Genomic DNA, 17891 nt, shown 5'->3' with positions numbered 1-17891 from the left:
TCCTGTGCTTCCTGTGCTTCCTGTGCTTCCTGTGCTTCCTGTGCTTCCTGTGCTTCCTGTGCTTCCTGTGCTTCCTGTGCTTCCTGTGCTTCCTGTGCTTCCTGTGCTTCCTGTGCTTCCTGTGCTTCCTGTGCTTCCTGCGCCGCCGGCGCGTTGCGCGCCTCCTCCCGCCATTGACGGCGCGAACGAACCATTCGGCGCACGGCGACGCGCGCCATCGTGACCCAGCCCGACGGCCGCGGGTCGGCCAGCATGCTGAGGGCGCGCGCGTAGTCGAGCGTGAGGCCGGGCGTCCATGCCATCGTCGCGGCGCGTTTGCGCAGCTGCGCGGCGACCCACAGTTCCGGCGTGGTGACCACGCGCAAAAACGGCCGCCATCCGCCGAGATCGCCCCACACGCGCGCCGATGCACCCTCGATCGCCGCTTCCAGCGCGCGCGACACGCTGCTCGAACAATTGCGATGCGTGAGGTTGTAGGTGGCGTCCTCCCGATAGGTGTCCCAGAAGCGGCGCAGACGCACCGGATCGTAATTGCGGATGCGCACCTGCACCGTCGACGGACACCACGCTTTCGATTCGGTCGGGTAGTCGAGCTGGAACACGCCTGGCACGTCGTTCTCGCGCGTGGCGCGCAGGAGTCGCGCGAAATCGTCAGGTGAGCGATCGATCTCGACGCCCGGGTAAAGGCTGATGTAAATGCCTTCGGGCGATTCGAGCGCGGCATGGCCGGTGGAAATCACACCGTTGCGATCCACCGCCGCGATGTAACGATCGACAATCGGCTGGCGGCGCGCCTCGCTTTTCGCGGTACCGACCGGCGTCCACACGTGGACGGTCAGTGCGGCTTCGTCGGCGCCTGGCGGGCCGTCCCATTCGAGCGTGGGCAGTCGGTGCGGCGCTTTGGGGTTGCGGCTGCTTGCGGTGCTTGCGGTGCTTGCAGCACTTGCGGCAGCATTCCCGCCATCCGCCGCTTCGTCGCCGGCCACTGCCGGATTCGACGCCATCCGCCGAACCCGCGTGCTCAGCAGAATCATGTTCCACCCGCCGAATATCAGCCCAAGGCCCAGACAATACGGCACGGTGCCGACATAGTGCGTCGGGTACGGCTGGTAGAAAAAAACCGCCAACGCAATTTCAACGCCGCCGCCTATCATCGCGAGCCGCCACGTGCGGTAGCGGACCACTCTGGCCGAGACGATCTGCAATAAACCGTCGGCCAGAAACAGCGTGCCGAAAATCATCGACAGGATGAAGTTGCCGTGATGATGGCCGGCGAGAATCAGCGCGGCCGCGCAGCAGAACGCGAGGCCCTTCACATAGCGCAGCGTGCGCTGCCCGCCCATGCCGGTCCACGCGACGGCCAGCGTGGCGAGACCTTCGAGCAGCAGCAGCAACGCAAATGGCGTGATCGGAAAATACAGCGCGTTGTCGAGCGCGTCGACGAACACCACTAGACCGAGCAGCAGACTCACCCAGCCGATCAACTGCAATGTGCGCCAGCGCGTACGCAGGTAATCGACTCCCAGCAGAATCATGACCAGACGGACCATCGGCAAACCTCCGTGACGGACGCGCGCTTCTGATCGCAATCTTAACCATGTTTGCGCGGATGGGACTCACACGTACTTGTGCTTCTCATGGCGACGCGGTTTCGACGCACGTCCCTCGCGTTTCCCCAAATTTGCGCTTGCGGCGGTATGCGTTTCATCCCGCGGCGCGACATACGAATCGTTCTGCAAGCCAGCCGGACGAGCAGGCGCGTTCGCCTCGCCTTGCGGCGCGCTCAGGACAGCCGGCGCACCGGTCGCGGCATTGACGACTCGCTGCAATTCGTCCTGCGCATAAGCCGGCAATGGGGCGGGCGGATACTTCGCGTCGGTTGCGCTGGCCGAGGCCGGCACGGCAGCGGCGCAAGCAAGGCCGAAGGCAATCATCAAGGGGGCGAATTTCATGTCGGGTCCTGGTCAGGATGACGCGGCCGGCATGAAAGCGAGGACAGGCCCGGCGCGCGTCGATGGATCGGAAGTTCCTGACGGCTTGCACCGTCAGCACAAGCAGTGTGACGGCCGGGACATGAAGGGTAAATTTTATTAAGCCGGATTCAGATAGGCATAATTCGGCTTAATGAGCACCGACGCGAGCCTATGAGCGCGCGCCGGCCTGCAACTCTCGAACGCAAGGAAGAAACGGCCTCAGGCCGCCGCGGCCTGCGGCATTGCAACGTCCTGCTCGCCGCCCAACGCATCGAGCAGATCGCACAGCATGCGGTCGAGTTCCGCTGTCATCAGCGTGACGTCGGAGTCGAAGCGTTCGTCGTCGTTTTGCGCGGTGGGATCGCTGGCTTCTTTCAGCACGTCGAGCGCCGCGATGCGCTTGATCACCAGCGACGGCGTCAGCACGAACGACACGCGATCGTTCCACGTCATCGCGAGTCGCATGCATTGCTTGCCGGCTTCGATATGACGGCGCATGTCTTCGGCGTCGAGCGTATGACCCACATAGCGCACGGTCGCGTTGCCTTCGCTCGGCGAGCGCAACTCGGTGTCCTGATCGAGCGTGAAGCCGGCGGGGCCTTCGCCGGAGAGCAGCCAACCCGTCATGGCGGCGACCGGCGATTGCGTGACGCGCACCGTGCCGAGCGGCAGTTGATCGATCGACTTCACCAGCAGGCCGCGCACCTCATCGGCAACCGCTTGCGAGGCCGCGTCGATCACCAGCCAACCGTTCTTGCAATCGATCCACACGCGCGTATCGCGGCGGATGCTGAACGCGCGCGGCAGCAGGTCGTCGGTGACCTGCTCCTTGAGTTCGCGCATCTGCTTGCGGCCGGGTTTGAAGCCCTGCTGTTCCTCGAGTTCGGCGGCACGGGCCTTGGTCACCTGCGTGACCACCGAAGCCGGCAGCAACTTCTTTTCGGTGCGAAACACCAGCAGCATCTGGCCGTTGAGCGCATACACCAGCGAGTCGTTGTCGCGCGGCGAGGCCCAGCCGTGGCTCTGCATCTCGACGGTATTGCCGGGCGCAAAGGCGTGCGGCGCGAGCCACTTCTGCATCTGTTCGGGGGTGACGGACCACGGAGCGGGAAGACGGTGCAACTGAAGATTTTTGAACCACATGGGCGACGGTCGTGTTTGGAGCAGGGCGCGTCATTCTATATGACGGCAAAATCACCTACACTTTTTGAGAGGCACGATCTGGAAGGAGGCGTTCATGGCCGACGAAACCGCACCCTGGCAAATGGTGGAATACGAGGGTTTCGAGATTCACGTGGCGCCCTTTCCGAAGACTCCGCCGGGCGAAGGCGGCGCCGCGCGAGCCTTGTCGGATAACCGCTACACGTATGTCGGCTACGTCTGCCATCCGGGCGCCGATCCGGCGATTCCCGGCCATGCGGTGCCGTTTCATGCGGACGGCGAGGAAAGCTTCGCCGGACATGACGAAGCGTTGTACGAAGGCGTGCACGTGGGGCGCAGCATCGTGGAAGGCACGCACCCGGACTTGACGGTGCTGCCCTTGGTGACGGGCGGCGTGTGAGCGTTGCGCCCGGCCGCTAGCGGTTTGACGGGCCTCAGCTAAACGCGCGCTTGATGCGCGACTTGAACAGCGCGCGCCGCAAACGGCCGTTCTGTTCCGGCTCGCTCACCGCCAGGCTGCCTTCGACCGCCGTGCCGCGCCGCAAAAAATAACGGTCGAACGTGGCCTGCGTCATGCCCCACTTGTTGAGGAACTGACGACGCCCGTCGTTCTTCACGACCTTGCCGGTGCTCTTCTGCTGGAAGTGATACACCAGACTATCGCCGACGCCCAGGAACACGCGGCAACCGGCATCCCACAATTTCATCGAGAAGTCGTTGTCGCTGCTCATGCCGGGGCTCAATTCGCTGCTGTAGCCGCCGAGTTTGTACCACCACTCGCGATGCACGAGCGTGGGCGGCCAGGTCGCGCCGCGCCAGTCCGCACGCACCAGCTTCGGCGTGGCCGCGACCAGTTCGTCGGCGCGGAAATTTTCCACGTCGCGACCGAAGTTCTGCACCACCACGCAGGGGTTGCCCGAATCGACCGGCTCGACCATGGTGCCCGACAGCATGAACAGGTTGTCGGCCGGCATTTGGGCGAGCCGTTTGACGAGCGCGTCGTCCCAGCCGGGGCAGCAGTACATGTCGTCGTTCATGTAGACGATATAGTCGTGCGTGGCCCGCGCCGCCGCGATATTCACCGCATGGCAAATGCCGATGTTGCCGGGCGATGCGGTGTGCTCGATGCCCTCCTCGCGCACCCACGCCAGCGTGCCGTCCGAGCCGTCGTTCACGTGCACGATGATCTGATGCGTGTGCGTCGAGTGACGCCGCAGGCTCTCGATCACGAGCCGCAGATAAGGCAGATTGTTCCAGGTCGGGATGATGATTGAGAACATCGAATAGGGTTTCCGTGGTGATGGCCCATGCAAGCGGATCGTGCCGCCGGGACGCGGCGCGGATCGCGCTGCGCCCGGTCTAGTCTTTGGCCGTTTTGTCGAACGGCTTGTTGAACGGATCGTTGAAAGTGAGCTTGGCGGGAAGGTCCGCTTCCCAGCCTTCCAGATCCTCGAACGGATAACGGCCCAGCGCATACAGCACGCGCTTGAAGCGGCTTTTGAACGGCGCGCTCGGCACGTTGGGCAGCGAACCCGGCGCCGCGCCGGCCGTCTGGCGAATGTAGTCGCGCGCGAAATCGCGCTGCGAAATGCCCCACTTCATCAGGAATTCGCGGCCGCCGCGATTGCGCCGGATACGGCCGGTCGATTTGGTGCCGAAGTGATAGATGCGGCACGCGCCGACCGAGCGGAACGTGCGGCAACCGACCAGCCAGAGCTTCATCAGGAAGTCGTCGTCGCTGCTCATGCCGGGACCGAATTCGATGCTGTAGCCGCCCACCATATGCCACAGCTGACGGCTGATCAGCATGGGCTGCAACGCGACGCCGTCGCGATCGGCCGACTTCATCGCGGCGGTGTATTCGAGCAGTCCGGCTTCGTCGAAATCGTCCGGTCCGCTGCCGAAGTTGGCCGCCGTGACGTTTGCATTGCCGGTATCGGTCGGCTCGATCAGCACCGAGGACAGATACGCGGACGCATGCCCCAGCGAGCGCAGGTTGGCCTCGAACGCGAGGTCCCAGCCGGGCGTGACGAACATGTCGTCGTTCAGGAACAGAATCCAGTCGCGGGTGGCGAGGCGCGCCACGTCGTTCAACGCCAGACAGACGCCGACGTTACCTGTGCTCCACGTATGGAGAAGGCCTTCCGAGCGCACCCAGTCGAGCGTGCCGTCGCTGCCGTCGTTGACGTGCACGATGATCTCGTGATCGAACGCCGAATGACGGCGAACGCTGTCGATACACAGCTTCAGATACGGCAGATTGTTCCAGCTCGGAATCAGGATACTGAACATGAGGCGACGGGAAAGCTCGTTGAATGAGATCGCGCGACACGGGCAACTTCGGCGCCGCGGGACAGAAACGGGAAGACTGACGACATGACCACGACCGCCGTCGACAACACGCCGCTCGCGCGATCGTCAAGCGAATCGAGCAGGCCTCGCCGACCGGCTGACGCAAACTTGAGCGGAAATAGCGTTGACAGCGAACTTCGTGAGTTGACGCTCAGAAACGGAAAATGGGCGGGCGTCGACATGTCTTATGAATTTAGCCGGCCGCCGCGACAGTTGCCGTGCGACCCGGTAGGATGGCCTCGCCATTGTACCGGGTTAGGGTCCGGATCCTGCAAATCGGCCGGGACGCCAGCGCCCGCGCGGGTTGCCGATGACGCGGGGTTTGCCGCGCCGGAGCCACCGCGGCGACGGCGACGCGAGCCTGGGCAGCGACGCGACAATGGCCGCGTAAGCTTGCCGGAGCGTGCTGGTACCATACGGGCCACTCGGCCGCCCCCGCAAGCCGCCGTCATGACGACGTGGCTGGCGCTGCGCGGCCGGCCTCAGGATTCTTTCCGCATTTTTCCAGTGTCGAGCAATGAACCGATTGATGAGCGCGCTCTGCCGCGGTGCGACTGCCGCCGTGAAACGCTTCGTGGACACCGCTGTCGAGCGCTCCACCCGCATCCCTTACGTGGGTGTTGCGCACGAGCCCGAGGTGTTTCTTCGCAAGACGTCGCGAGCGAAAATCGTCAAAAAGTACCTGCACAAGCACTGGTTGCTCAAGTGGCGCGGGCAATCCCGTCTCGAACTGAACAGCGCCGCCGACGCGAAGCGGCTGCTGTGGCTCTACACCGGCAAGCGCAATGTCGGCGACGCGACGATGGACATGTCCGGGCGCGCGTTATTGAAAGAACGCGGTTTCGACATCGACCTGTTCACGCTACCGAACCTGCAGAAGCTATTCGAGGAAGACGATGTCTTCCAGCACGTCTACTCCGACTTGGAGCAGCTTGCTGGCCGTCGGTACGACGCGGTCGTGATGTCGGAATTCAACCTGCCGTCCATCAAACTGAAGACGCGCCATTTCAGGCGCTTGCCGTACGTCTGCCTGTTCCAGTATTTCTATGGCCCGGACCGCAACCAGACCACGTTCAGTTACGCGGCCGTGAATCACGCGTTTTCGCTGGGCCATGAGCCCGCGCGCATCGTTGCGCTGAGCAAGCCTTATCTGGCTGCGAAGGCGGGTACGTGCGAGTCGGTGCGTGCGTGGGTGCCGAACGAACCGTTCGTCGCGCTGGCGGTTGGCGGCCTCGACGCGAACCGCACCTATGGGCGCTGGGGCGAATTGCTGGATCTGCTCGATCGCTCGGACGAGCCTGGCATACCGAGGCAGATCGTGCTGCTTGGCTCGGACAACGGGCTGGCCATGGCGGAGGTGTTGTTGAAGCGGACCTTCGGCACGCTGAAGATCAGTTCGTGCGTTGCGCGGCTGACGTTGCTGCAGTCACGCGAAGTGGCGGCGCAAGCGAGCCTTTTTGTCGGCGCGGATGGTGGCCTGATGCACGTGGCGCATTCCACACCGACGCCGAGCGTGTCGCTGTTTTCCGACCGTGAGCCGCCTTATCTGCGGCTGACGGAGGCATGCCGTTCGATTGGCATCCAGAGTACGGGCGACGTCGACGAGATTGCGCCGACGGCGGTGATGAACGCGATTCGGACGCAGTTGGTAGGCTTGTCGAGTTCGGCGGGTCCGGACAATCAACCGGGCGTCGTGGCTTGAGAATAGCCAGACCGCGCTCGTCTCAAGCCGCATCCTGCTGAAACTGAATCCGGTGCAAATTCGCGTACAACCCGGCTTGCGCTAGCAGTTCCCGATGACTGCCTCGCTCGACGATCCGGCCTGCCTCCATCACAAGAATCCGATCCGCGCGCTCGATAGTCGACAGCCGATGTGCGATAACCAGTGTGGTACGCCCCTTCATCAAAGTCTCCAACGCCGCTTGCACATGGCGTTCCGATTCGGAATCCAGCGCTGAGGTGGCTTCGTCGAGAATAAGAACCGGCGCGTCTTTGTAGATAGCCCGCGCGATAGCCAACCGCTGCCGCTGCCCACCCGACAACATCAACCCATTGTCCCCAACCAGCGTATCGATCCCATTCGGCATAGCCTGAACGGTATCCCACAGATTAGCCGCACGCAGCGCGGCCTTGACCTTATCCGAATCGGCCACCTGCCCATAAGCGACGTTATTGGCGACGGAATCGTTAAACAGCACCACGTCTTGACTGACCATGGCAATCTGCCCACGCAACGCGTGCAGATCGTATTCCGGCAACGCCACGCCATCGACCAGAATCTCCCCGCCGGTCGGATCAAAGAACCGCGGCAGCAGATTCACGAGCGTAGTCTTGCCGCTCCCCGACGGTCCCACGAGCGCGACCATTTCCCCCGGCGCTACCTTGAACGACACTTTGTCCAGCGTGTGCCGATCGTTCGTGGCACTTGCGCCATAGCTAAACGACACGTCGCGGAACTCCACTTCGCCGCGAGCGCGCTCGAGCGGCTTGCCACCGCCTTCCGGCTCGGACGGCTCGTCGATCAGCCCGAAGATCAGCTCACACGCCGTCATACCGCGCTGCAGCGGCTGGTTCACGTCCATCAGATGCTTGAGCGGTGAAATAATCAGCAGCATCGCCGTAACGAATGCGACGAACCCGCCAACCGTGGTCTGATCCGATGACGACTGCACCACCGCGATCGTAATCACGACCGCCAGCGCGATCGACGCGAGAAACTGCGTGAGCGGCTGCGCAAGGCCGCCGGAGACGGTCATGCGCATTGCGTAACCGCGCAGACGCTTGCTCATCGACGTAAAACGGTCGATCTCGTACTGCTCACCGTTATGCACCTTGACGACCTTGTAGCCGCCCACCGTCTCTTCGACGATGTACGACAGCTCGTTGGTCAGCAATTGATGCTCGCGGTTCAGGCGCCGCAAGCGACGGTTGATCTTGCCGACCAGCCAGCCGATTGCGGGCAGCAGCACCGCGACGATCAGCGTCAGACGCCAGTTCAGATAGAACAGATAGCCGAGCAGGAACACCACGGTCAGCGAATCGCGCACCAGCGTGACCATGACGCTCAACAGCACGTTGAGAATCTGGTTCACCTCGAAGACGATCGCGTTGATCACCGTACTCGCGGTTTCGCGCTGGAAAAACGCGACGCTCGTGTGAATCATGCGGTTGAACATCTTCAGACGCAGTTCGAGCAGGATCCGGTTCGACACATACGCGAGCAGATAGCCGGATGCGTATTGCGACAGACTGCGAATCAGCGCGAGGCCGATCACCGCGCTCGGCACGAACCATTTGGTCTTGTCGTTGGCGTGCGCGCCGAAGCCCTTGTCCAGCAACGGCTTGAGCAGGGCCGGAATTGCCGCGTCGGTCGCGGAACTGATGGCCATTGCGACGATCGCACCGATGAGAACCCAAACCATCGGCTTGATATACGGCCACAGGCGCCGAAAAATGACGGATGGCGACGACGCCTCGCCTGTGCCGATGGGTTTGCTTAACGTTGGCTTCGCGCTCAAGGAATCCTCTGGGAATGCGGGACAGCTGCCGCGCGGCGGACGGAATGACCGTCGCGAGGAAATTCAAAGAAGAGCATTGTAAACGGTTGCGAGCGGCGGCTGGAAGCTGGCCGAATGGCCTGTGTATACTGCTGCAACTCGCTGCTGCAACTAGCCGTCGGCCACTCACTGGCGGCTCGTTCCATCACTTTGCCCTCCACTTGATTCAGGCATGCAAGAAACCACCCTCGGCGTCGCCATCATCACCAAAAACGCGGCGGCGCGGCTGGCCGAATGCCTGCAAGCGGTATCGTTCGCCGACCAGATCGTCGTGATCGACGGCGGCAGCACCGACGGCACCGCGGATATCGCCCGCGCTCACGGCGCCCGCGTGATCGAAGAGATCGACTGGCCGGGATTCGGCCCGCAGAAAAACCGTGCGGTGGAGGCGCTTTCCACCAACTGGGTTCTTTCCCTCGACGCCGACGAAATCGTCTCACCGGAACTAGCCACGGCGATCCGCGCCGCGCTGCTCGCGCCCACCGCCGACGTCTACGCGGTAGACCGCCTGTCGAGTTTCTGCGGCCACTGGATTCATCACAGCGGCTGGTATCCGGACTGGATTCCGCGTCTCTTCAAACGCGGCGCGGCCCGTTTCTCCGACGACCTCGTCCACGAGCGTCTGGTGTTCGACACGCCCGCGCGGCGACTCACCGGCAAGCTGATGCACTACTCGTACGAGGACTTCGAAGCCGTGCTGCGCAAGCTCGACACGTATTCGACCGCTGGCGCGAAGCAACGTCATGCGGCAGGCAAGCGCGGCAGTTTCGGCAAGGCGCTTGGGCGCGGCACCTGGGCCTTCGTGCGGACCTACGTGCTCCGGCGCGGCTTTCTGGACGGCAGGGCCGGTTTCATGATCGCGGTATTCAACGCGGAGACGGTGTATTACCGGTTTTTGAAGCTGGCGCGGCTGGGAGATGAGACGCGCCGCTGAGTGCGGGCGACGGCGCGGCGTGGGCCGTGAAAGGTTCTGCCCGCGACGCCGGCGCGGGCAATCCAACCATCAATACACGATCTCGATCGAGCTGCCTGCAAACTCGCCGCGTAACGCCGCGAGGAGTTCGTCGGTCGGCTTCACACGCCACGCGTCGCCCAGACGCATTTCACCCTGCGCGTTTTCGCTGCGATACACCACCTGCACGGCCAGCCCATTCGGGATCTGCACCGCCTGACGCTGACGGCCATTGTCGCCGCCATAACCGCCGCCTCCGCCGCCGTTACGACCGCCACCATTACCGCCACGCGCCGCCGCAACCGGCGCCGGAGCGGCCGCCGGCTCGTCCTTACCCGCGCTATGCGCTTCGAGCACGCGACGCAACGCGAGTGCGTCCGCGTTGCCGTTCATCTCCACCTTCACGGCCTCCGCATAACGGCAGCGCGCACGCCCGAGATCCATGACCGTCTCGACGGTAAAGCGGATGCCGCCGGTGAACGCGTCGTTACGCGCCTGCCCCTGCACGACCAGCAGTTCGTCTTCCTTGAACAGTTGCTTGTGGGCTTCGAACGTCTCGTTGAAGACCGTCACTTCGCACTGGCCCGTGCCGTCGTCGAGCAGCGCGATCAGCATCTTGCCGCGTTGGGTCATCTGCGTGCGCAGCGACGCGATCACACCCGCGACCAGCTTGTCGCGCCCTTCCTTCAATTCGCCGATCTTCTGGCGCACGAAACGGCGTACTTCATTCTTGTACGCGTCGAACAAATGACCCGACAGGTAGAAGCCAAGCGCGGCCTTTTCTTCCTGCAGCTTCTTCTTTTCCGCCCACTCCGGCTCGTCGACCAGTTCGTGACCTTGCGACGGCGCGTCGCCCATGTCGAACAGCCCGGCCTGCAGCGCATTGGCGCTCGCCTGTTCGGCGGCTTCCATGGCGAGCGATACGGAGGCAATCAACTGGGCGCGATTGGCATGCAGCGAATCGAACGCGCCGGCACGGATCAATGCCTCGACCGTGCGACGATTGACGATACGGCGGTCGACGCGATTGCAGAAATCGAAAATGTCGATGAACGGCCCGTCTTCACGCGCGCGCAGGATTTCTTCGATCGCGTTCTGGCCGCTGCCCTTGATCGCGCCGAGGCCGTAGCGGATCGTTTTCGAGCGTTTGCCGTCCGGTTCGGCGACCGGTTCGAAGCGATAGGCGGACAGATTCACGTCTGGCGGCAGCACCGCCATCTTGTTCGTCAGGCAGTCTTCGAACAGGATCTTGACCTTGTCCGTGTCGTCCATGGCTAGCGACATATTCGCCGCCATGAATTCCGCCGGATGGTGCGCCTTCAGCCACGCGGTGTGGTACGCCAGCAGCGCGTACGCGGCCGCGTGCGACTTGTTGAAGCCGTAGCCCGCGAACTTCTCCATCAAGTCGAAGATTTCGTCGGCCTTTTCGCCGGTCAGGCCGTTCTTCGCGGCGCCCTGGCGGAACAACTCGCGATGCTCGGCCATTTCCTCGGCCTTCTTCTTACCCATCGCGCGACGCAGCAAGTCGGCACCGCCCAGCGAGTAGCCGCCGATGATCTGCGCCATCTGCATCACCTGCTCCTGGTAGACCATGATGCCGTAGGTCTCTTTCAGAACAGATTCGACGCGCGGATCCGGATACTCCACAACTTCGCGGCCGTGCTTACGCGCACAGAAGCTCGGAATCAGGTCCATTGGGCCCGGACGGTACAACGCGACCAGCGCGATGATGTCCTCGAAGCGGTCAGGCTGCGCGTCTTTCAGCATGCCTTGCATGCCGCGGCTTTCCAGCTGGAACACCGCGACCGTATTCGCCTTCTTCAGGATCGAGAACGACGGCGCGTCGTCCAGCGGCACCTGCGCGAGCGACCAGTCCTGCTTCGACGGATCGAGACGGCGGATATAGCGCTCGGCCCAGTCGAGAATCGTCAGCGTGGTCAGACCCAGGAAGTCGAACTTCACGAGGCCGACGGCTTCGACGTCGTCTTTGTCGTACTGGCTCACCACGCCGCTTTCGTCGCCCTGCGTGTACAGGGGACAGAAATCGGTCAGCTTGCCGGGCGCGATCAGCACCCCGCCCGCGTGCATGCCGACGTTACGCGTGAGGCCTTCCACACGCTGCGCAAGTTCGAGCAGTTGATGCACTTCGTCTTCGTTGTCGAAGCGCTCCTGCAGCAGCGGCTCTTCCTTCATCGCGTCGGCAATCGTGACGTGCTTGCCGGGCTTGAACGGAATCAGTTTGGCGATGCCGTCCGTGAACATGTAGCCGAGATCGAGCACCCGGCCGATGTCGCGCACCGCCGCCTTCGCCGCCATCGTGCCGAACGTGGCGATCTGCGACACCGCGTCCGCGCCGTATTTTTCCTTCACGTACTGGATCACGCGATCGCGGCCGTGCTGGCAGAAATCGATGTCGAAGTCGGGCATCGAGACCCGTTCCGGATTCAGGAAACGTTCGAACAGCAGGTTGTAGCGCAGCGGATCGAGGTCGGTCACGCCGAGCGCGTACGCGACCAGCGAACCGGCACCCGAACCCCGGCCCGGTCCCACCGGCACGCCGTTATTCTTCGCCCAGTTGATGAAGTCCGCGACGATCAGGAAGTAGCCCGGAAAGCCCATCTTGATGATCGTGCCGCACTCGAAGTCGAGGCGTGCGTAGTAAGTTGCGCGTTGCGCTTCGCGCTCGGCCGCGTCCGGGTACAACTGTTCGAGACGCTTTTCGAGCCCCTCTTTCGACAACAGCACGAGGTAGTCGTCGAGCGACATGCCGTCTGGCGTGGGGAACAGCGGCAGTTTTGGCTTGCCGAGTTCGAGCGTGAGGTTGCAGCGCTTGGCGATTTCGACCGTATTGGCGAGCGCCGACGGAATGTCCGCGAACAGCGCGGCCATGTCTTCCTGCGTGCGGAAAAACTGCTCGGACGTGAAGCGCTTCGAGCGGCGCGGATTCGCGAGAATGTCGCCTTCGGAAATACACACGCGCGCTTCGTGCGCGGTGAAATCGTCTTGCGTCATGAACTGCATGGGATGCGTGGCGACCACCGGCAACTTCAGCGCCGCGGCAAGCGCGACCGACTGCTGCACGTACTGCTCGCCGCCCGGCTGACCGCTCCGCTGCAACTCGATATAGAAGCCGCCCGGGAAAACCTTCGCCCAATGCAATGCATTGCGTTTGGCCGCTTCTTCGTTACCCGCCGCGAGCGCGAGGCCGACGTCGCCCTGCTGCGCACCGGACAACGCGAGCAAGCCTTCGCCCAGACCGGATTCGAGCCAGCCGGCCTCGACTTCCGCGCGACCGCGATACTGATTGGTGAGCGACGCCTTGCTGAGCAACTCGCACAGATTCAGATAGCCGCGCCGGTCCTTGACCAGCAGCAGCAAACGGGAAGGCTTGTCGCGGTCATCGGGATTGGTGATCCAGACGTCACAGCCGGCAATGGGTTTGACCCCTTTGCCGCGGGCTTCCTTGTAGAAACGGACGAGGCCGAACGCATTGCCGAGATCGGTAAGGGCGAGCGCACCCTGGCCGTCTTTGGCAGCAGCCTTGACGACGTCGTCAAGACGCACGATGCCGTCGGCAATCGAGAATTCGGAGTGAACGCGGAGATGAACGAAGCGGGGATCTGACATGGGCGACATTGTAACTCCACCGTTCGGGAGTTTTCAGGCCAAAACCGCGCGTAAGCCGTTCGGCTTAGGACGCCAACGCGGCAGCCTTTGTGCGCTGGCGGTCCGCGCTATTTTTAACAATTCGGGCAGTCAGATGGGAGCGACGCCGCTCGCCTAGAGCGTCAAAAAACCCTCGCGCGAATCCGCGTAATATTGCCGCGCCGTTGTCCGCGCCTTTACTTCGCCCTTGTCCGTGACGAGCCGCAACGCGGCACCCGATCGCGGACGCTTTGCGCTAGCGCAAAGCCCTGGCCATTCGGCCGAGTCGGGGAAACCGCCGGGTTGAGGGATAATACGGGTTTCGCCCTATTCGACGTGGCCGCGCCACACCGGGTTCAAGCGGGGTCTAAACGTGAGCGCCCAACCGCGGGCAGCGTCACTCGCCCCGTTCTCCGCGCCGCCGGCCACTTCTTACCGCTGGACACACATGAGTATCGTCAACCTCTCCGCGTACCATTTCGCGACCATCGAAGACACCGCCGCATGGCGCCCGTTCGTCACCGAACGCTGCAACGCGCTCGGCCTGCGCGGCACCGTGCTGCTCGCGCCGGAAGGCATCAACCTGTTCGTCGCCGGCACGCGTGAGGCGACCGACACGTTCATCGACTACATCCGTCACGACGCGCTGTTCGAAGGCAAGTTCGCCACGCTGCAATTCAAGGAAAGCCTGTCCGACAAGCAGCCGTTCACGCGCATGCTGGTCAAGCTCAAGCGCGAAATCATCACCATGAAGAAGCCGGCGATCCGCCCGGAACTCGGCCGCGCGCCGTTCGTCGACGCCCCCACGCTGAAACACTGGCTGGACCGAGGTCATGACGACCAGGGCCGCCCGGTCGTGATGCTCGACACGCGCAACGCGTTCGAAGTCGACGTCGGCACCTTCGAGAACGCGCTCGACTACCGCATTTCGAAATTTAGCGAATTCCCCGAGGTGATCGAGCAGAACCGTGCCGACCTCGAGGGCAAAACCGTCGTGTCGTTCTGCACTGGCGGGATTCGTTGCGAGAAGGCCGCGATCCACATGAAGGAAGTCGGCATCGAGAACGTGTATCAGCTCGAAGGCGGCATCCTGAAGTATTTCGAGGAAGTGGGCGGCGCGCACTATCAAGGCGACTGCTTCGTGTTCGACTACCGTACCGCGCTGAATCCGCAGCTGGAACCCACGTCGACCGTGCAGTGCTTCGGCTGTCGCGCCGTGGTGCCGCCCGAGGCGCAACAGTCGCCGCTGTACGTGGCCGGCAAGACGTGCCCCGCGTGCCATCCGGACAGCAAGGCGGCGCACGCGGCGTGATGGCGGCGGTGCAATGCGGCAGCGCGCAACCTCAGCGAGTTTTCCGCGGTACGGGCGGCACGTTTGAAGCAGCCGCTCGCGCCGACCCTGCCTCCATAACCAGCACGATCACCCAGCCATGACCTATCGCGGGCGCTTCGCGCCGTCCCCCACCGGGCCACTGCACTTCGGCTCCCTCGTCAGCGCGCTCGCCAGTTGGCTCGACGCACGCGCGCATGGCGGTGCGTGGCTGGTTCGTATCGAGGATATCGACGGTCCGCGCACCGTGCCGGGCGCCGCCGAGAGCATCATCTCGACGCTCGAACGTTTCGGCATGCACGCGGACGAGCCGCCGGTCTGGCAAAGCCGTCGCATGCCGCGCTACCAGCAGGCGCTGGAGCAATTGAAGTCCGCCGGTCTGATCTATCCGTGCGGCTGCACGCGCAAGGAGATCGCCGACTCGCTGCTGCACGCTCATGCGCGCAACACGACCCTCGCTTACCCCGGCACGTGCCGCAACGGCCTGCACGGCAAACCGGCGCGCGCGTGGCGTCTGCGCGTGCCCGACGGCGACGCGGCCGTCGTCACCTTCCACGACCGCTGGCAGGGACCGCAGACGCAGAACCTGGCCACCGAAGTCGGCGATTTCGTACTGCGGCGCGCGGACGACCAATGGGCGTATCAACTGGCCGTGGTCGTCGACGATGCGGACGATCACATCACGCATATCGTGCGCGGCGCGGACCTGATGGATTCGACGGCGCGGCAGATTTATCTGCAGCGCTGTCTGGGCGCGCCGACGCCGCGCTATCTGCACGTGCCCGTGGTGACGAACGAGCACGGCGAAAAGATCAGCAAACAGAACGGCGCAACCGCGCTAGATGCCGACCAGCCGCTCGACGCGCTGAACGCCGCGGCGCAGCATCTCGGTCTCGAACTGACAACGCCGAGCGGCCCAAAACCGGCCGATACGCTGGAAAGCTTTTACGCGGCCGCCACGGCAGCGTGGGCCAGCCGAATGGGAATCGGCGAGTGAATGCGAGAGGGATTTTTTGCCTGGCAAGCGTCCCGCGCGCCCGGTTGAACCGAACCCGAACGGCGCCAAACGAAGCGGAAAGCAAAGAAAAACGAAGAAAAGCGCGAAGCAAAAAAAGGGCGGTTTAAAGAAAAACCGCCGCGCAGACCAACCTGTACAAACCACGACTATCGGCGGCCGCCCCGCCCGGGGCATAGGGCGCAACGCCGATCGACCCGCAAAAAACCAGAGTCCGTAACCGCGCGGGCGATCAGGAAGACGGAGTCGACTTCCGCGGCATCCCGAACCCGCCCAGCAACGCCGCCAAAGGCTGCTTGGAGCCGGACTTCTGCGGTGCGGCGGAAGAAGCCGCGGCCTCTTCGACCTTGCGAACCGACGCCGGCGAAGGCTCATAAGGCTTGAGGAAGAAATCGTCCACCGGCTGCGCGCGATGATGATGCGGCCGATCGAACGAACCCGCCGACGCCGGACCCGAACGGCGGCGAGCACCTCGCTCTTCACGACCTTCGCGCCCCTCACCGCGGCTTTCGCTACGCTCACGGCGTGGCGCGCGCTCTTCGTGGTGATGACGCACGGGCGCATTCACCGTCAGATGCTGCACGTCCAGCGGACGCTTGATCAGCTTTTCGATGTCGGCGAGCTGCTTACGCTCGTTCGGGCTGCACAGCGACAACGCGTCGCCCGACGCACCCGCGCGGCCGGTACGGCCGATCCGGTGCACGTAATCTTCCGCGTTGAACGGCAGATCGAAGTTGATCACCGCCGGCAATTCGGCGATATCCAAGCCGCGCGCGGCGACGTCGGTCGCCACCAGCGCTTCGATCTCACCGCGCTTGAACGCCTCGAGTGCCTGCATCCGCTCGTTCTGCGTGCGGTCGCCGTGAATCGCGGTCGCGACCACGCCGTCGCGTTCCAGGCTACGTGCGAGACGGCTCGCGCCGATCTTGCTGTTGCAGAACACGATGACCTGCTTGAGGCTGCGTTCGCGAATCAGTTGCACGACCGCGCCGGTCTTATCGCCTTCCGCGACTTCGTAGACGATCTGCGTCACGTTGGTCGCGGTGGAGTTGCTGCGCGCGACTTCGATGGTCTGCGGGTTGCGCAGATACGTGGCGGCCAGCTTCTTGATTTCGCCCGAGAAGGTTGCCGAGAACAGCAGCGTCTGACGTTCTTTCGGCAGCAAATTCAGAATGCGCTGCAAGTCCGGCAGGAAGCCCATGTCGAGCATCCGGTCGGCTTCGTCGAGCACCAGAATCTGCACCTGGCCGAGATTGGCGGTTTTCTGTTGCACATGGTCGAGCAGACGGCCCGGCGTGGCGATCAGAATTTCGACGCCGCGGCGCAGTGCTTCGGACTGCGGGTTCATGTCGACACCGCCGAACACCACGGCGCTGCGCAGCGCCGTGTGCTTCGCGTACGACTGCACGTTCGCGGCGACCTGGTCGGCCAGTTCGCGAGTCGGCGTGAGAATCAGCGCGCGCACCGGATGGCGGGCCGGCGAGGCACTCGTGCTCGCCTGCGGCAGCAGCCGCTGGATGATAGGCAGCGAGAAGCTCGCGGTCTTGCCGGTGCCGGTCTGCGCGGCGCCCATCATGTCGCGGCCGGCCAGCACGACGGGAATCGCCTGCTCCTGAATCGGCGTAGGCGTGGTGTAGCCCGATTCTTTGACGGCTTTCAGGATATCGGGCGCGAGGCCGAATTGATCAAAAGTCGCAGTGCTGGGCGTGACGGCTGTGTCGGACATGGTGGCTTTCGCTAAAAATGCGCTTGGCGCGTGCGCGCGGCAGCGGTCGGAACCGCAGAGGGCATCGTGATGAAGGCGGAGCCACGGCGTTCCGCACGGGACCCGTTGGTACTGCAGGAAAAAATGCGGCCGGCTCCGGCCGGCGGAAACACCCGCCGGAAAGGCCGGTATTGTAGCACT

General features: G+C 63.5%; 13 protein-coding genes. 5 read left to right on the top strand and 8 right to left on the bottom strand.

All coding sequences use genetic code 11. The features are described from left to right. The 3 genes from B0G83_RS12330 to B0G83_RS12320 form a co-directional block, all read right to left on the bottom strand. Positions 1–1550: HdeD family acid-resistance protein (locus B0G83_RS12330; protein WP_258167870.1), on the bottom strand; the 1550-nt coding region annotated here is incomplete at its 3' end. Positions 1551–1616: 66 nt separating this feature from the next. Then, on the bottom strand, positions 1617–1952 hold the full coding sequence (locus tag B0G83_RS12325) for a hypothetical protein (RefSeq protein ID WP_105507672.1): 336 nt from the start codon (positions 1950–1952) through the stop codon (positions 1617–1619). Between the two features lie 240 nt (positions 1953–2192). Further along, the gene (locus B0G83_RS12320) at positions 2193–3116 is read right to left on the bottom strand and encodes a recombination-associated protein RdgC (protein ID WP_105507671.1); all 924 of its coding nucleotides are present in this window, start codon (positions 3114–3116) and stop codon (positions 2193–2195) included. Positions 3117–3210: 94 nt separating this feature from the next. Between B0G83_RS12320 and B0G83_RS12315 the strand changes: the two genes are divergently transcribed. Further along, positions 3211–3534 carry a hypothetical protein gene (locus tag B0G83_RS12315; protein ID WP_105507670.1) on the top strand — a complete coding sequence of 108 codons (324 nt, stop codon included), beginning with the start codon at positions 3211–3213 and terminating at the stop codon, positions 3532–3534. A gap of 34 nt (positions 3535–3568) precedes the next feature. Here B0G83_RS12315 and B0G83_RS12310 read toward each other — a convergent pair whose 3' ends face one another. Beyond that, complete coding sequence (locus tag B0G83_RS12310) at positions 3569–4414, bottom strand: glycosyltransferase family 2 protein (RefSeq protein ID WP_105507669.1); 846 nt, start codon at positions 4412–4414, stop codon at positions 3569–3571. Positions 4415–4493: 79 nt separating this feature from the next. Then, positions 4494–5426: a glycosyltransferase family 2 protein gene (locus B0G83_RS12305; protein ID WP_105507668.1), complete on the bottom strand. Its 933-nt coding sequence runs from the start codon at positions 5424–5426 to the stop codon at positions 4494–4496. Positions 5427–6015: 589 nt separating this feature from the next. Here B0G83_RS12305 and B0G83_RS12300 point away from each other — a divergent pair. Then, the gene (locus B0G83_RS12300) at positions 6016–7188 is read left to right on the top strand and encodes a glycosyltransferase family 9 protein (protein ID WP_105507716.1); all 1173 of its coding nucleotides are present in this window, start codon (positions 6016–6018) and stop codon (positions 7186–7188) included. 22 nt (positions 7189–7210) lie between these two features. On the opposite strand, the gene msbA is transcribed toward B0G83_RS12300, so the two are convergent. Then, positions 7211–9004 (bottom strand): lipid A export permease/ATP-binding protein MsbA, encoded by a 1794-nt coding sequence (msbA, locus tag B0G83_RS12295; protein WP_105507667.1) that lies wholly within the window; start codon positions 9002–9004, stop codon positions 7211–7213. Positions 9005–9215: 211 nt separating this feature from the next. On the opposite strand from msbA, the gene B0G83_RS12290 reads away from it, so the two are divergent. After that, entirely contained in the window at positions 9216–9977 is a 762-nt protein-coding gene (locus tag B0G83_RS12290) for a glycosyltransferase family 2 protein (RefSeq protein WP_105507666.1), read from the top strand. Positions 9978–10046: 69 nt separating this feature from the next. Here B0G83_RS12290 and dnaE read toward each other — a convergent pair whose 3' ends face one another. Next, positions 10047–13631 carry a DNA polymerase III subunit alpha gene (gene dnaE, locus B0G83_RS12285; protein WP_105507665.1) on the bottom strand — a complete coding sequence of 1195 codons (3585 nt, stop codon included), beginning with the start codon at positions 13629–13631 and terminating at the stop codon, positions 10047–10049. Positions 13632–14088: 457 nt separating this feature from the next. Between dnaE and B0G83_RS12280 the strand changes: the two genes are divergently transcribed. Beyond that, positions 14089–14952 carry a sulfurtransferase gene (locus B0G83_RS12280; RefSeq protein ID WP_105507664.1) on the top strand — a complete coding sequence of 288 codons (864 nt, stop codon included), beginning with the start codon at positions 14089–14091 and terminating at the stop codon, positions 14950–14952. A 118-nt stretch (positions 14953–15070) separates the two neighbouring features. After that, the gene (gluQRS, locus tag B0G83_RS12275) at positions 15071–15967 is read left to right on the top strand and encodes a tRNA glutamyl-Q(34) synthetase GluQRS (RefSeq protein ID WP_105507663.1); all 897 of its coding nucleotides are present in this window, start codon (positions 15071–15073) and stop codon (positions 15965–15967) included. Between the two features lie 250 nt (positions 15968–16217). Here the strand turns inward: gluQRS and B0G83_RS12270 are convergent, their stop codons facing one another. Further along, the gene (locus B0G83_RS12270) at positions 16218–17711 is read right to left on the bottom strand and encodes a DEAD/DEAH box helicase (RefSeq protein WP_105507662.1); all 1494 of its coding nucleotides are present in this window, start codon (positions 17709–17711) and stop codon (positions 16218–16220) included. Between the last annotated feature and the right edge of the window lie 180 nt (positions 17712–17891).

Source organism: Paraburkholderia sp. BL21I4N1 (assembly GCF_002973525.1).
Lineage (GTDB): Bacteria > Pseudomonadota > Gammaproteobacteria > Burkholderiales > Burkholderiaceae > Paraburkholderia.
Note: the sequence above shows the minus strand (reverse complement) of the source record. Positions and strands in the feature narration are given on the sequence as shown.